Origin of the sequence: Acidovorax sp. Root275, from assembly GCF_001428965.1 — a bacterium.
In the GTDB taxonomy this organism is placed as follows: Bacteria; Pseudomonadota; Gammaproteobacteria; order Burkholderiales; family Burkholderiaceae_C; genus Acidovorax; species Acidovorax radicis.
In genome coordinates this window covers 600657-616454 of sequence record NZ_LMJH01000008.1, presented here as the reverse complement: position 1 = coordinate 616454, position 15798 = coordinate 600657, and the positions used below count along the sequence as shown (strand labels likewise).

Annotated in this window: 12 protein-coding genes and 1 pseudogene; 10 read left to right on the top strand and 3 right to left on the bottom strand. The window is 64.8% G+C overall.

All coding sequences use genetic code 11. From position 1 onward, the window contains the following. Window positions 1–13 precede the first annotated feature (13 nt). The 3 genes from ASE52_RS12905 to ASE52_RS12895 all read left to right on the top strand — a co-directional run bounded on the left by ASE52_RS12905 (window position 14) and on the right by ASE52_RS12895 (window position 3798). The gene (locus tag ASE52_RS12905; RefSeq protein WP_057226592.1) at window positions 14–1195 is read left to right on the top strand and encodes an acyl-CoA dehydrogenase family protein; all 1182 of its coding nucleotides are present in this window, start codon (window positions 14–16) and stop codon (window positions 1193–1195) included. Window positions 1196–1207: 12 nt separating this feature from the next. Then, complete coding sequence (locus ASE52_RS12900; protein WP_057226590.1) at window positions 1208–2323, top strand: acyl-CoA dehydrogenase family protein; 1116 nt, start codon at window positions 1208–1210, stop codon at window positions 2321–2323. An 83-nt stretch (window positions 2324–2406) separates the two neighbouring features. Beyond that, window positions 2407–3798 (top strand): alpha/beta fold hydrolase, encoded by a 1392-nt coding sequence (locus ASE52_RS12895; RefSeq protein WP_057226587.1) that lies wholly within the window; start codon window positions 2407–2409, stop codon window positions 3796–3798. A gap of 157 nt (window positions 3799–3955) precedes the next feature. Here the strand turns inward: ASE52_RS12895 and ASE52_RS12890 are convergent, their stop codons facing one another. After that, the gene (locus ASE52_RS12890; RefSeq protein ID WP_010463449.1) at window positions 3956–4513 is read right to left on the bottom strand and encodes an HNH endonuclease; all 558 of its coding nucleotides are present in this window, start codon (window positions 4511–4513) and stop codon (window positions 3956–3958) included. A 168-nt stretch (window positions 4514–4681) separates the two neighbouring features. On the opposite strand from ASE52_RS12890, the gene ASE52_RS12885 reads away from it, so the two are divergent. The 6 genes and pseudogenes from ASE52_RS12885 to ASE52_RS12865 all read left to right on the top strand — a co-directional run bounded on the left by ASE52_RS12885 (window position 4682) and on the right by ASE52_RS12865 (window position 12688). After that, window positions 4682–5695 carry a bifunctional riboflavin kinase/FAD synthetase gene (locus ASE52_RS12885; protein ID WP_057226586.1) on the top strand — a complete coding sequence of 338 codons (1014 nt, stop codon included), beginning with the start codon at window positions 4682–4684 and terminating at the stop codon, window positions 5693–5695. 176 nt (window positions 5696–5871) lie between these two features. Then, window positions 5872–6915, top strand: a complete 1044-nt coding sequence (locus tag ASE52_RS12880; protein WP_158004159.1) for a DUF1513 domain-containing protein — start codon at window positions 5872–5874, stop codon at window positions 6913–6915. Between the two features lie 17 nt (window positions 6916–6932). Then, window positions 6933–7115 (top strand): annotated as a pseudogene (locus ASE52_RS25115) (bifunctional riboflavin kinase/FAD synthetase); the annotation flags it as partial. Between the two features lie 110 nt (window positions 7116–7225). Then, window positions 7226–10108 carry an isoleucine--tRNA ligase gene (gene ileS, locus ASE52_RS12875; RefSeq protein WP_057226582.1) on the top strand — a complete coding sequence of 961 codons (2883 nt, stop codon included), beginning with the start codon at window positions 7226–7228 and terminating at the stop codon, window positions 10106–10108. Further along, entirely contained in the window at window positions 10108–10632 is a 525-nt protein-coding gene (lspA, locus tag ASE52_RS12870; protein ID WP_057226581.1) for a signal peptidase II, read from the top strand. The genes ileS and lspA overlap by 1 nt, the downstream gene beginning before the upstream one ends. 400 nt (window positions 10633–11032) lie before the next feature. After that, window positions 11033–12688 carry a Na/Pi cotransporter family protein gene (locus ASE52_RS12865; RefSeq protein WP_010463442.1) on the top strand — a complete coding sequence of 552 codons (1656 nt, stop codon included), beginning with the start codon at window positions 11033–11035 and terminating at the stop codon, window positions 12686–12688. A gap of 218 nt (window positions 12689–12906) precedes the next feature. On the opposite strand, the gene ASE52_RS12860 is transcribed toward ASE52_RS12865, so the two are convergent. Both ASE52_RS12860 and ASE52_RS12855 read right to left on the bottom strand, forming a co-directional pair. After that, a complete protein-coding gene (locus ASE52_RS12860; protein ID WP_057226579.1) occupies window positions 12907–13752 on the bottom strand; it encodes an NUDIX domain-containing protein in 846 nt (281 codons plus the stop codon). Then, on the bottom strand, window positions 13749–14732 hold the full coding sequence (locus ASE52_RS12855) for a quinone oxidoreductase (protein ID WP_010463435.1): 984 nt from the start codon (window positions 14730–14732) through the stop codon (window positions 13749–13751). Before ASE52_RS12855 ends, ASE52_RS12860 begins: the two co-directional genes overlap by 4 nt. Window positions 14733–14887: 155 nt before the next feature. On the opposite strand from ASE52_RS12855, the gene ASE52_RS12850 reads away from it, so the two are divergent. Further along, window positions 14888–15787, top strand: a complete 900-nt coding sequence (locus ASE52_RS12850; protein ID WP_057226577.1) for a DMT family transporter — start codon at window positions 14888–14890, stop codon at window positions 15785–15787. The last annotated feature ends 11 nt before the right edge of the window (window positions 15788–15798 follow it).

The window sequence follows — 15798 nt, the reverse complement described above, 5'->3', positions numbered from 1 at the left end:
GGAGACAAGCCGCATGGATCTCGCATTCACCCCCGAAGAACAGGCCTTCCGCGACGAAGTTCGCGCATGGGTTCACGCCAACCTACCCCAGGAAATTTCCCACAAGGTGCACAACGCCCTGCGCCTGACCCGTGCAGACATGCAGGGCTGGGCCAAGATCCTGGGCAAAAAGGGCTGGCTCGGTTTTGGCTGGCCCAAAGAGTTTGGCGGCCCGGGCTGGACGGCCGTGCAGAAGCATCTGTTTGAAGAAGAGTGTGCGCTGGCCGGTGCGCCCCGCATCATCCCCTTCGGCCCCGTGATGGTGGCCCCGGTGATCATGGCCTTCGGCAATGCCGAACAACAAAAGCGCTTTTTGCCCGGCATCGCCAGCGGCGAAGTCTGGTGGAGCCAGGGCTACAGCGAGCCAGGCTCGGGCTCGGACCTGGCCAGCGTCAAGACCCGCGCCGAGCGTGTGGGCGACAAGTACATCGTCAACGGCCAGAAGACCTGGACCACGCTGGGCCAGCACGGCGACTGGATGTTCAACCTGGTGCGCACCAGCACCGAAGGCAAGCCGCAGACCGGCATCTCCTTCCTGCTGCTGGACATGAAGTCCAAGGGCGTCACCGTGCGCCCCATCAAGCTGCTGGACGGCGAGTGCGAGGTGAACGAAGTGTTCTTCGACAACGTCGAAGTGCCTGCCGAGAACCTGATCGGCGAAGAGAACAAGGGCTGGACCTACGCCAAGCACCTGCTGAGCCACGAGCGCACCAACATCGCCGACGTGAACCGCAGCAAGCGCGAGCTGGAGCGTTTGAAGCGCATTGCCAAGACGGAAGGCATGTGGGACGACACACGCTTCCGCGACCAGATCGCCCTGCTCGAAGTGGACATCGTGGCGCTCGAAATGCTGGTGCTGCGCGTGCTGTCGGCCGAGAAGTCGGGCAAGAACTCGCTCGACATTGCAGGCCTGCTCAAGATCAAGGGCAGCGAGATCCAGCAGCGCTACGCCGAGCTGATGATGCTGGCCGCTGGCCCCTTTGCCATGCCCTTTATCGAAGAAGCCATGGAGGCTGGTTGGCAGGGCGACTTCCCTGGCGGCGTCACCGCCAACGCGCCGCTGGCGTCCACCTACTTCAACCTGCGCAAGACCACCATCTATGGCGGCAGCAATGAAGTGCAACGCAACATCGTCGCGCAGACGGTTCTGGGCTAAGGAGACAAGAACATGGATTTCGATTTTTCTGACGACCAGGAACAACTGCGCGACGCCGTGCGCAAGTGGGTGGACAAGGGCTACACCTTCGAGCGCCGCCGCGCTGCCGTGGCCTCAGGCGGTTTTGACCGCGCCGCCTGGGGCGAGCTGGCCGAGCTGGGCCTGACCGCACTGACCGTGCCCGAAGCCCACGACGGCATGGGCCAGGGCGCCATCGACGCCATGGTGGTGGCCGAGGAACTCGGCCGCGGCATGGTGCTGGAACCCATTGCCCAGGCCTTCATCGCCAGCAGCGTGCTGTCGCACTACGCCCCCGCCGACGTACAAGGCGCCTGGCTGCCCCGCGTGGCCAGCGGTGAAGCGCTGGTGGTGTTGGCCTACCAGGAGCGCAAGGCGCGCTACCGCCTGGATGTTTGTGAGGCAAAAGCAGCCTTTGCGCCCGCTGGATATGCCGTAACAGCTACAAAAAGCATAGTATCCGCTGGTGACCAGGCCGATGCTTTCATCGTGCCTGCGCAGCTGGACGGAAAAATCGCCCTCTTCCTCGTGGAACGCTCGGCCGCTGGCGTCACCACACGTGGCTATGTCACGCAAGACGGCAGCCGCGCCGCCGAAGTGCAACTGGCCAACGCCCCCGCCACGCTCATCACCACCGACGGCCTGGCCGCCCTGGAACTGGCCGTGGACACCGGCATCGCCGCCACCTGCGCCGAAGCCGTGGGCGTGATGGACAAGACCGTGGCGCTCACTGTCGAATACATGAACCAGCGCAAGCAGTTCGGCGTGTTCATTGCCAGCTTCCAGGCGCTGCGCCACCGCGTGGCCGACATGAAGATGCAGCTGGAACTGGCCCGCTCGATGAGCTACTACGCCAGCCTCAAGCTCGGCGCCCCGGCGGCCGAACGCCGCGCCGCCATGGCCCGCGCCAAGGTGCAGCTGGGGCAATCGATGCGTTATGTGGGCCAGCAATCGGTGCAATTGCATGGCGGCATCGGCGTGACCGATGAGTACATCGGCAGCCACTACTTCAAGAAACTCACGCAACTGGAAGTGACCTTTGGCGACACGCTGCACCACCTGGGCGAAGTGTCGAGCCGCATGCAGGACACGGCCGGCGTGTTTGCCTGACGCCAAGCAAGGACTGTCACGCAACCGTGCAATGCTCGTGGACTGAACCGGTCCACGGGCATTTTTTCTTATCGGAGACACCCATGAACAATAAGCTCTTGCTGCAACGCCGATCCCTTCTGCTGGCAGCCGCCGCGGCCACCCTGGCCCTGGCCGGCTGCGCCACCCGCAGCCCCAGCCTGGCCGAGGCGCCGCCCATCGTCTTTGTGCATGGCAATGGCGACACCGCTGCGCTGTGGCAGGCCACCGCATGGCGGTTTGAATCGAACGGCTGGCCCCGTGAGCGCCTGCATGCCATCGACGTGCCCTACCCGCTCTCACGCGATGACGACACCAAGCCCCAGCCGGGCCGCACCTCGGCTGCAGAGCACATGGCTTACCTCAAGACTGAGGTGGACAAGGTGCTCAAGGCCACGGGCGCCAGCAAGGTGGTGCTGGTGGGCAATTCGCGCGGGGGCAATGCCATCCGCAACTATGTCTACAACGGCGGCGGCACCACCACCGTGAGCCACGCCATCCTGGGCGGGACACCCAACCACGGTGTGTGGGCGACCCCTGGGGTTCGCGAAGGCAGCGAGTTCTCGGGCACCGGCCCCTTCCTCACCGCCTTGAACGCCCCCAAAAATGCAGCCGGCGATGAAGTGAGCGGCCCCGTGCAATGGATGACCATCCGCTCGGACAACAACGACAAGTTCGCGCAGCCCGATGGCCTGTGGATCGGCCAGAAAGGCACGCCCACCAACGTGACGGCCGCAGGGCCCGAGCTGAAGGGCGCGGTCAATGTGGTGATCCCGCGCATCGACCACCGCGAGACCTCCTATTCCGCCGCAGCCTTTGAAGCCACCTACCGCTTCATCACGGGCAAGGCGCCGCAGGCCACCACCATTGCGGCCGAAGAGCAGGTGGTGCTGAACGGCAAGGTCACCGGCCTGGGTGTGGACCCAACGGACGCCAAGACGGGCAACTTCAGCAACAACCTGCCCCTGGCGGGCGCGCAGCTGGAGGTGTATGCCACCGACCCCACCACGGGCGCCCGCACGGGCAATGCCTTGCTGCGCAAAACCGTGGGTACGGATGGACAATGGGGGCCGCTGGCCGTTCCCGCTGGGTCACCCACCGAGTTCGTGATCACCGCACCCGGCTACGCCACCACCCACATCTACCGCAGCGGCTTTCCCCGCAGCAGCGATCTCATCCACCTGCGCGCAGAGCGCTTGGCCGATGCCGACAAAGGCGCCGAGAGCGTGGTGACACTGACCCGCCCGCGCGGCTACCTGGACCCGGCACGCGACAAGATGCTGCTCGATGGCGCCGCACCTGCCGGTGTGCCGCCAGGCGCGGGCGTGGCGTCGGCCAAGGTCAAGCCCTCGGGCGGCGTGCGCAGCATTGCGGGCGAATTCAATGGCGAACGCGTGGTGGGACGGACCTGGCCCGCTGCCAGCGGCCATTTGGTGTTTCTCGAACTGACTTACTGATGGGATAGGCGCTGCTCGGTGCCTGCGCACCGTGCAGCACACCACCAAAAGTGGTCAAGACAGCCCCAATGGCTAGGCGCTCCCTCACAGACAGTACTGCGAGTACTGCAAGACGGAGCAACGACGCCATCAGGCGTCGTACTGGCCGCTCCGCCAACTACGCCAACAGCCGTGAAGATTTGGGGACGTGCGCCATCAGGAACTCCATTTGATCGGCCAGGATACGGCGGTTGCGCAAGATGAAGTCTTCCCACAGGCTGGGCACGTAAGGCGCGTACAGCAACGGCATGTGGGCATGTTCTGGCGTGCGTGGGCCCTTGCGGTGGTTGCACGGGCGGCAGGCCGTGACCACGTTCATCCAGTGGTCCTGCCCATTGCGGGCAAACGGCACGATGTGCTCGCGCGTCAGGTCCTCTTCATGAAAATGCCCGCCGCAGTAGGCGCATACATTGCGGTCGCGAGCAAAAAGCTTGCTGTTGGTCAGTCCGGGCTTGAGGTCAAACGGGTTGATGCTGGGCACGCCCTTGGTTCCGATGATGCTGTTCACGGCAATCACCGATTGTTCACCCGTGATCGCGTTGTGCCCGCCACGGAACCGCGCGATCTGGCCGCCGGATTCCCAGCGCACCTCACCCGCAGCGTAATGAATCACCGCTTGTTCGAGCGAAATCCACGATTGGGGCAGCCCTTGGGCCGACAGCTTCAAGACCTTCAAAACACGCCTCCTGGAACACAAAGTACACAAGGATTCGGAACGCAGATGTCTCGCGAACTGCCCTGCGCTGGGCAGCCCGTGGGTCACAATATACTCCGTTTTCATGACAAATTGGCGTCTTGCGCTTGATACACCTGCGCATGATGCTATCAAAAAGATAACAAACCGATGAAGATCTTTCGCGGATTCCACCATCCCGGCATCGCCAACGCCTGTGCGCTGACCATTGGCAATTTCGATGGCGTACACCGGGGCCACCAGGCCATGCTGGCACTGCTGAACAGCGAGGCCGCACACCGGGGCGTGGAAAGCTGCGTGCTCACGTTCGAGCCCCATCCCCGCGACTACTTTGCGGGCGCCCTCCACAAACCCGACCTCGCGCCCGCACGCATCGGCACCCTGCGCGACAAGCTGACCGAGCTGGCCCGCTGCGGCGTGCAGCAGACCGTGGTGCTGCCGTTTGACGCGAAACTGGCCGCGCAGTCCCCCGAGGCGTTCATCGACGAGGTGCTGGTGCGCGGCCTGGGTGCCCGTTACGTGCTGGTGGGCGACGACTTCCGCTTCGGCCGCCAGCGCGCGGGCGACTACGCGATGCTCGACGCGGCGGGGCAAGCAAAAGGCTTTGATGTGGCACGCATGAACAGCTACGAGGTGCATGGGCTGCGGGTGTCCAGCTCGGCCGTGCGCCAGGCCCTCTCGGCGGGGGACATGGAGGCGGCAGCGCGCCTGCTCGGGCGGCCCTACGCAATATCGGGCCACGTGGTACATGGCCGCAAACTCGGCCGCGAACTGGGCTTCCGAACGCTGAACATGCGGTTTAGCCATTGGAAACCCGCCGCCAGCGGCATTTTTGCAGTCAGCGTACAAGGCCTCACGGAACAACCGCTACCCGGGGTTGCCAACCTTGGAGTGCGCCCCTCGCTGGACCCCAATGATGTGAACGGAGGACGCGTCCTCCTGGAAACCCACTGCCTGACTTGGCCCGCCCACCTGGGCAAAGATAGTGCTTACGGCAAGACCATTCACGTGGACCTTCTGCACAAGTTGCATGACGAACTCCAATACCCTAGTCTGGAGGCGCTGAAGGAAGGCATCGCACGGGATTGCGTTCAGGCTCTGGGGCATTTTGAAGCGCGGCGCGCCAAGCCACTTTGGACGGACCACAACACCGCCCTTGGTTGACCAGCGACTCTGCGGCACAAGGTGTCTCTATGCAAGTCCCCATTCAATTGCCAGCCAAGCCATGGATCAACCGCCGCACCCTTCTTGCCCATGGAATGGGGAGCACCCTCCTTCCAATCACCATGGAATCCCGTAGCACTCCCACCCTATCCAGCGCCACTGCAATGCCAAACCCCATGAACAACGACCAGTTGTTTGCAGGCTGCCGCTACCAGGAGCAGCCGGGAGCGCCCCACAAGACAGCGTTGGCTTACGCAAGCTCCCAAATCAATGGGGCACGCCTGATCGAATGCCCATTTTTCCCCCATGGCTGGGCCTTGGACACACGACGCAAAGAGCGGGCCTTCTTTTTTGAGAAGCATGGGACTGGCGCTGGGGTCTTTGACCTGCAGCAGCAACGGTTTGTGCGGACCATCCCGCCTTTCGATCAACGCCAGTTCTACGGACACGGTGTGCTCGCCGGGGCCGGCGAACTATTGCTCAGTACCGAATCGGACCCACAGGGGCAGGGTTTCATTGGTATGCGAGACACCAACACCCTGCGCTACCTTGGTGACTTTCCCAGTTTCGGCGCCCGCCCGCACGATTGCCATCTAGTCGACAACGGGCGGGTATTGGCGGTGACCAACGGTGGGGCCAAAGCTGGCGAAAGCCCTGCCCCGTGCATCAGCTACATCGACGTGGAAACACATCAGTTGCTGGATCGCCATGACATGCCGGGCTCGGCTTTCAACACAGGGCATATGGTCCCGGTCTCCGGCAGCACGGCACTGATCGCCTCTGCCCCCCGGCTCGGGCTGGGTGTAGACCACGAAGGTGCCGTCAGTTGGTGCCACCGGAGCGAAGCAACATTGCGGGGCATGCCGTATCCGCAAGACCGCCTTCCCCGCCTGCTGGGGGAGGCCCTGAGCATCGCGCTGCTTCCCCACGAACGCCTGGCCGTCGTGACACACCCAACCCCTGGCGTGCTCACTTTTTGGCGGCTGGACGACCAATCGCTATGGCACAGCATGCCCGTAGACAACGTGCGGGGCGTGGCCCTTGCCGGTGACGGCCATAGTCTGTGGCTCAGCCACGGCGCGCAAGGCTCACTGAGCATACTGAGGATGGACGGGCGCGAGCCGTCGGTACAGCCCGTGCTGAGGCAGGCCCCGATGGCGGGCTCGCACCTGTTGAACTACCCTGTCGCGTTGGCCACCGCCTTGGCAAGCCCTGCATGACGGATGCCCATGCACGTTACAGTAAAATCCGTTCCGTGGAACTACTTCGCACACTGCAAGATCAGCCGACACGCGACGGTCTGGACGCCCTGACAACGGGCATTGCCAAAGACTGTGCCGACGCGCGTGCGTACTTTGCCTCGGCCAAGGCGCCCAACCACACCGAGACCCGGCGCCAGACCACCCGCGACCGAATTTGAGGGGGGCTGCTTTGCGCAGCGCCCGCCTGGCGGGCCCGTCATCCTTCGCGCTTCCACCCCGCTCTTGCTCTGGGCCTTGCCCCGGAATGCCCTGTTTTTAAGGCTCCCTCATGTCCGACGACAACGCCAGCACCCCTTCCGCAGCCCCCGCAGCCACGGATTACCGCAGCACCCTGAACCTGCCCGACACCCCCTTCCCCATGCGCGGCGACCTGCCCAAGCGCGAGCCGGGCTGGGTGAAGGAATGGGAAGACAAGGGCCTGTACAAGCGCCTGCGCGACGCACGCTGCGGTTCGCCCAAGTTCATCCTGCACGACGGCCCACCCTACGCCAACGGCCAGATCCACATGGGCCACGCGGTCAACAAGATCCTGAAGGACATGATCACCAAGGCGCGCCAGCTCGAAGGCTTTGACGCGCTGTACGTGCCCGGCTGGGACTGCCACGGCCTGCCGATCGAGAATGCCATCGAGAAGAAACACGGCCGCAACCTGAGCCGCGACGACATGCAGGCCAAGAGCCGCGCGTTTGCCACCGAGCAAATCGCGCAGCAGATGGTGGACTTCAAGCGCCTGGGTGTGCTGGGCGAATGGGACAACCCCTACAAGACCATGAACCCCGCCAACGAGGCGGGCGAAATCCGCGCGTTCAAACGTGTGATGGAGCGTGGTTTTGTCTACCGCGGCTTGAAGCCCGTGTACTGGTGTTTTGACTGCGGCTCTTCGCTGGCCGAGTTCGAGATCGAATACCAGGACAAGAAGAGCACCACGCTGGACGTGGCGTTCAAGGCGCACGAGCCTGCCAAGCTGGCGGCCGCTTTTGGCCTGCCCGCGTTGACCAAAGACGCCTTCGTCGTCATCTGGACCACCACAGCCTGGACCATCCCCGCCAACCAGGCGCTCAACCTGAACCCCGAGATCAGCTACGCCCTGGTGGACACCGGCGAGCGCATCCTGCTGGTGGCCGAGCCGCTGGTGGCCTCGTGTCTGGAGCGCTATGGCCTCACAGGCAGCGTGCTGGCCACCACCCTGGGCAAGAACCTCGGCGGGCTGGAATTTGAGCACCCGCTGTACGACGTGAAGAGCGAAGACGGCACCCAAGGCTACCAGCGCCTGTCCCCCGTGTACCTGGCCGACTACGCCACGGCCGACGATGGCACCGGTATCGTGCACTCCTCGCCCGCCTACGGGCTGGAGGATTTCAACTCCTGCGTGTCCCACGGCCTGGCACTGGACGACATCCTGAATCCCGTGCAGGGCAACGGCACCTATGCGGCCGACTTCCCGCTGTTTGGCGGCCAGCACATCTGGAAGGCCGTGCCCGTCATCATCGAAGCCCTGCGCAACGCCGGCCGCCTGATGGCCACCAAGGACATCACGCACAGCTACCCGCACTGCTGGCGCCACAAGACGCCGGTGATCTACCGCGCGGCCGCGCAATGGTTCATCCGCATGGACGAGGGTGAAGGCGTGTTCACCCAGCCCGGCATGAAGCCTGCCAAGACGCTGCGACAGATCGCGCTGGACGCCATCGAACACACGAGCTTCTACCCCGAGAACGGCAAGACGCGCCTGCACGACATGATCGCCGGGCGTCCCGACTGGTGCATCTCGCGCCAGCGCAGCTGGGGCGTGCCCATCCCGTTCTTTTTGCACAAGGATTCGGGCGAGCTGCACCCGCGCACCATGGAGATCATGGACCAGGCGGCCGCCATTGTGGAGAAGGGCGGCATCGAGGCCTGGAGCCGCGTGACGCCCGAGGAGATCCTGGGCGCCGAGGACGCGGCCTGCTACACCAAGAGCACCGACATCCTGGAGGTGTGGTTCGACTCGGGCTCCACGTTCAGCCATGTGCTGCGCGGCACGCACCCCAACGTGCACCACGACACGGGTCCCGAGGCCGACCTGTACCTGGAGGGCCATGACCAGCACCGCGGCTGGTTCCACAGCTCCCTGCTCCTGGCATCAGCGCTCGAAGGCCGCGCGCCCTACCGCGGCCTGCTGACCCACGGCTTCACCGTGGACAGCCAGGGCCGCAAGATGAGCAAGTCGCTGGGCAACGGCATCGATCCGCAAGAGATCAACAAGAAGCTGGGCGCCGAGATCATCCGCCTGTGGGTGGCCGCCAGCGACTACTCGGGCGACATCGCGGGTGACGAGAAGATCCTGGCGCGCGTGGTGGACGCCTACCGCCGCATCCGCAACACGCTGCGCTTCCTGCTGGCCAACGTGAGCGACTTCGACCCGGCCGCGGACGCTGTGCCGTTCGACCAGATGCTGGAGATCGACCGCTACGCGCTCACGCGCGCGGCCGAGTTCCAGGCCACCGTGCTCGCGCACTACAAGATCTACGAGTTCCACCCCGTGGTGGCCAAGCTTCAGCTGTACTGCTCGGAAGACCTGGGCGGCTTCTACCTGGATGTGCTGAAAGACCGGCTGTACACCACCGCGCCCAAGAGCCTGGCGCGCCGCAGCGCCCAGACCGCGCTGTACCACATCACCCACGGCATGCTGCGCTGGATGGCGCCGTTCCTGTCGTTCACCGCCGAGGAGGCCTGGAAGGTGTTTGGGTCGTCGGACTCCATCTTCCTGGAAACCTACGGCTCCATCGCCGGGGCCGACGAAGGCCTGCTGGCCAAGTGGGCGCGCCTGCGCGAGATCCGCGATGCGGTGAACAAGGAGATCGAGGTGCTGCGTGCCGAGGGCCAGGTGGGCTCGTCGCTGCAGGCCAACGTGGTGCTGACGGCTGCGCCTGAGGACCATGCGCTGCTGGCCAGCCTGGGCGATGACCTCAAGTTCGTGTTCATCACCTCCGCTATCGAATTGGTAGCTGGTAGCGCTTTACAGATCAGCGTCAAACCCAGTTCTGACACCAAATGCGAGCGCTGCTGGCACTACCGCAGCGATGTGGGGCAAGACGCGGCACACCCCACCATCTGCGGCCGCTGCACCAGCAACCTGCACGGAGACGGCGAAAGCCGGGTGCACGCCTGATGGCCCGCACATCGCAGGCCGGGCGTTCCGGCGCGAGCATGTGGCCCTGGCTGGCCTGGGCCATGGTGCTTCTGGTGGCGGACCAGATCACCAAGACCCTGATCATCAACCACTACCAGCTGGGCGACGGCACGATCATCACCAGCTTCTTCAACATCGTGCGGGCGCACAACACCGGGGCCGCATTTTCGTTTCTGCAGGACGCGGGAGGCTGGCAGCGCTGGCTGTTCACCGGCATCGGCGTGGCGGCCACCATTTTCATCGTGTGGCAGTTGCGCGCGCACCCCGGTCAAAAGCTGTTCGGCTTTGCGCTGTCGTGCATCCTGGGCGGCGCGGTGGGCAACGTGGTGGACCGGCTGATGCATGGCTATGTCGTGGATTTTCTGGATTTCCATTGGGCCTTCCTTTCCGGAATTTTCCCCAACGGCCACTTCCCAGCCTTCAATTTGGCTGACATGGCCATCAGCGTGGGTGCGGCGTGCCTGATCCTGGACGAGTTCCTGAGAGTGCGGCGCGAGCGCTGAACCCGTTGTTTTTGCCTGACCTCTCCACGGCCCGCCCTGTGCGGGCCGTTTGCGTGGTGGCCAGGGCGGCGCCAACCCCCGCTGACGGAGTGGGTGGTGTCGCCAACGCACCCAGCAGCAGCATGGGCATCCGCTCGCGCTATGGAATCAGGAGTATGCTTATATGTCAGTTTTGTGACAATGCTGGGTGCGCACAGCTTTTGCGTGTACCCATGCACCCCGGAAGTCGCGCAGCCCGGCACCGCAGACCCGTCTGCCACCGCCTCCGGGCACAGAATGTGAACGCCAGCCTCCAAGCACCTGTTCAAAAACGGAGCGCAAGATGCACCTTGCGCCTGGCAGGGGCAAGGTGCATGCTCTTTGCGCACGTCACAAGAAGAAGAAATAACGGTTTTCCTCCATGAAGCATCTCTTGAATTTGTTGGCAGCCGTCTCGCTGCTGATCTGGGGCACCCACCTGGTGCGCACCGGCATCCTGCGTGTTTTTGGCGCCAATTTGCGCCAGTTGATCGCGCACAGCGTCAGCAACCGGTTCACTGCCGTTCTGTCGGGCATCGGGGTAACGGCGGTGGTGCAATCGAGCACGGCCACGGCGCTCATCGTGTCTTCGTTCGTGGGCCAGGGCCTGGTGGGCCTGCCCGCCGCGCTGGCCGTGATGCTGGGCGCCGACGTGGGCACCAGCGTGATGGCGGTAGTGTTCTCGATGGACCTGTCGTGGCTGTCGCCGCTGTTCATCTTCGCGGGCGTGGTGCTGTTCATCTCGCGCAAGGACACGGCCGTGGGCCGGGTGGGCCGGGTGCTGATCGGCCTGGGGTTGATGCTGCTGGCGCTGCGCCTCATCACCGAATCGACCACGGTGCTCACCCAGTCGCCCACCGTGCGCACCCTGCTGGGGGCATTGACCAGCGACCTGCTGCTGGAGATCTTCACCGGCGCCATTCTGGCCATCGTGGCCTATTCGAGCCTGGCCACGGTGCTGCTGACTGCCGCGCTGGCCGGCTCGGGGGGTATCCCGCCCGACGTGGCTCTGGGCCTGGTGCTGGGCGCCAACCTGGGCAGCGGCGTGCTGGCCGTTCTCACCACGATGAAGGCCAATGTACAGACGCGCCAGGTGCCGCTGGGCAACCTGTTCTTCAAGATCATCGGCGTTGTCATCATGACACCGCTCACTGGGCTGTGGCTGCAGCATGTACGCCCCTACGTGCCGGAAATCGCGGCGCTGGTGGTGCTGTTCCACCTGGCTTTCAATGTGGTGGTGGGCATCATCTGCATCGGCCTCACAGGCACGGTGGCCCGCACCGTGCAGCGCCTGCTGCCCGTCGAAAAAGCGCAGGCAGCGGCCGGCACCCGGCCCCAGCATCTGGACCCGTCAGCCCTGGCCACGCCCTCCCTGGCCATCTCGTGCGCTGCGCGCGAGGCCCTGCACCAAGCCGACGTGGTCGAATCGATGCTGCTGGGCCTGCACAAGGTGATCCGCACCGACGACATCAAGCTGGCCGAAGACCTGCGCAAGCTCGACGACGAGGTGGATGGCCTGTACTCGGCCATCAAGTACTACATGACCAAGATCTCGCGCGAGGCACTGGACGAGCGCGAGGGCCGCCGCTGGGCGGACATCATCAGCTTCACGATCAACATGGAGCAGATTGGCGACATCATCGAGCGCGTGCTCATCGACATCGAGGACAAGAAGATCAAGAAGGGCCGCCAGTTCTCCGAAGCGGGCATGGAAGAGATCACCGAGCTGCACGCCCGCCTGATCGACAACCTGCGGCTGGCGATGAGCGTATTCCTCAACGGCAGCGTGCGCGACGCGCAGAAGCTGCTGGAAGAAAAGGCCCGTTTCCGCGACCTGGAGCATGCGTATTCAGCCACCCACCTGGCGCGCCTGTCGGACAACACGGTGCAGAGCATCGAAACCAGCTCGCTGCACATCGACCTGATCAGCGAACTCAAGCGCATCAACTCGCTGCTGTGCTCGGTGGCCTACCCCATTCTGGAATCGGCCGGGGCGCTGGCGCCCAACCGGCTCAAGACGATGGTGGATCAGGCCTGAGGATCAAAGGCCGCGCTGTCCACCGCTCTGTTGGGTGATGGCCCCGCCGCGCAACGGGAAGCGGTTGCGCAGAACGAAGCGGCAGCAGCCCGTCAGCGCAACAAGGCCAGCACACTGCGGGGCAGCGAGGACGCGGTGTCACGGGTGTTGCCCGTGCTGCGCGAAACCGCCCAGGCGATGCGGGACCTGATTTGAAGGCTGTGCGACCGGGATCCCGGTTACAGCCCGAGGAAACCGGCAATCACCAGCCCGGCTTCCAGCGTGAACAGGCCCTGCGCCACCTGCTCGCGCACCGTGCCCAGGGGCAGCAGGTCAAACCGCTCCACTTCGCCGTCCTGGTTCTCGGGCGCCATGCCCTCGGGCACTTGGGCGCGAAACCAGTCGATGCGCTCGCGCATGTAGCCCGCGCCATCCCCTTCCCGGCTGGGGCGGCTGAAGTCCACATGGCCACCGTGCTGCAGGCCGACCAGCGTTTCCACGTGCAGCCCCGCCTCCTCCCAGGTCTCGCGGGCCAGCGCCTGGGGCAATGAGTCGGCGGCAGAGACCATACCGCCCATCAGCGTGTCCCACAGGCCGGGGTTGTTGGGCTTGGTCATGGAGCGCTTTTGCACCCACATGCGGCCGTCCGGCGCCAGGCCCACCAGATGGACAGCGCGGGTGGTGATGCCCAGCACACGCACCGCACCACGCTCCACCGTGCCCACCACCTCGCCCACCGGGTTGCACACCGCCAGTTGCTCATCGCGCCAGGGGCCACACAGGCCCTCGTCGCGCAAGGCAGCGGCCAGGGTATTGAGGGCGTCGGTGATGGCGTCCACTGAAGCTCCAAACGGCACCTCCAGGTGCCAGGCTGCAGCGCCAGAATGCTCATTATTTGATAGCTTATAGCGCTTATCCAATAAGCGCTGGCGGCCAATTTTATTCAAAAAACCCTCTGCCACCGAGCCCACCACCTGCCCCGCCACCACCAGCGCCTGGCGCGGCTGGACGGGGGGCTGCTGCGCAGCCTGGCGCGCACTGGCCAACCAGTCGCCAAAGGACCGGGGCTGGACGGCGGCGTTCACAGCGTGAGGATGGTGCAGCCGGTGGTCTTGCGTGCTTCCAGCGCGCGGTGCGCCTGTTGCACATCGGCCAAGGCAAACCGCTGCTCGATGTGGATCTTGACCTGCCCGCTGGCCACCACGGCAAACAGCTCATCGGCCATGGCCTGCGTGCTTTCACGCGTGGCGATGTGGGTGAACAGCGTCTGGCGCGTGACGTAGATCGAACCCTTGGCACCCAGCGAGCCCGGCGCAAACGGCGCCACGGGGCCTGAGGCATTGCCGAAGCTGGCCATCAGGCCAAACGGGCGCAGGCAGTCGAGCGACTTGTCCCAGGTGTCCTTGCCCACCGAGTCGTACACCACTTTCACGCCCTTGCCGCCAGTGATCTCTTTGACGCGCGCCGCAAAGTCCTCAGTGTTGTAGTTGATGGCATGTGCCGCGCCGTTGGCCAGGGCCAGCTGGCACTTGGCATCGGTGCCTGCCGTGCCGATGAGCTGCAGGCCCAGCGCCTTGGCCCACTGGCTGGCGATCAGGCCCACACCGCCCGCAGCGGCATGGAACAGCACGTGGTCGCCGCTCTGCAGGCCTTCCACGGGCAGGGTCTTCTTGAGCAGGTACTGTGCCGTCAAGCCCTTGAGCATCATGGCCGCGCCGGTCTCGAAGCTGATGGCGTCGGGCAGCTTGCACACACATTTGGCGGGCATCACGCGCACTTCAGAGTAGGCGCCGGGCGGGTTGCTGGCATAGGCGGCGCGGTCGCCCACCTGCAGGTGCGTGACGCCCTCGCCCACCGCTTCGACCACGCCTGCGCCTTCCATGCCGATGGTGGCGGGCATGCCCAAGGGGTACAGGCCCGTGCGGTGGTAGACGTCGATGAAATTGAGGCCGATGGCGTGGTGGCGGATGCGGATCTCGCCAGGGCCGGGTTCGCCCACGGCGACGTCAACAATGTGGAGTTCTTCGGGACCACCATGCTGGCGGATCTGGACGGCAAGGCTCATGGCTAACAACTCCTGTAACGGGTGAGAGAAACAAACGGCGGCCATCCTGCCACGAATCGAGTGAACGTGCCGCAGGCCGACACGGGGTCGATTGGCTCTAGGGCCTTGTGGCCTCCGGCAGCATGGCGTCGCCAGCGCCGTTACAGTGCAGCCCCATGACTCAAAAACTCACACCCGGCACGGCCGTGCTGCTGGTGATACCGCCCTTGCTGTGGGCGGGCAATGCCGTCGTGGGACGGCTCGTGCACGACCTGATTTCCCCCGCCGCCCTCAACTTCATCCGCTGGGTGCTGGCCTTTGCCATCCTGCTGCCGCTGGCCCATGGTGTGCTGCGCAAGGACAGCCCGCTGTGGCCGCACTGGCGCCGCTACGCACTGCTGGGGCTGCTGGGCATTGGCCTGTACAACGCGCTGCAGTACATGGCGCTGCAGACTTCCACGCCCATCAACGCGACGCTGGTGGGCTCCAGCATGCCGGTGTGGATGCTGGCCGTGGGGGCGCTGTTCTTCGGCGCGGCCGTCACGCGGCGCCAGTTGCTGGGTGCGTTGCTGTCGATGTGTGGCGTGCTGCTGGTGCTGAGCCGGGGCGAGTGGTTGCAACTGCTGGCCTTTCGGCTCGTCCCGGGCGATTTTTTCATGCTGCTGGCCACCATCTCGTGGGCGTTCTACAGCTGGCTGCTGTCGCGCACCAGCGAGCCTGCCCGCATCCGGGGCGACTGGGCGGCGTTTCTGATGGCGCAGATGGTGTTTGGCCTGGCCTGGTCGGGCAGCTTTGCGGGCGTGGAATGGGCCGTGGGCCGCACCCACTTCGACGGGGGCTGGCCGCTGATCGCCGCGCTCGTGTTCATCGCCGTGGGCCCGGCCGTGCTGGCCTACCGCTGCTGGGGCGTGGGTGTGGAGCGTGCGGGGCCTGCAGTGGCGGGCTTCTTCGTGAACCTCACCCCGCTGTTCGCGGGCATTCTGTCGGCCGCTTTCCTGGGGGAAACGCCCCAGCTTTTCCACGGCGTGGCGTTTGCGCTGATCGTGGGCGGGATCGTGGTGTCGTCGCGCAGGTAAGGCGCAGTCAC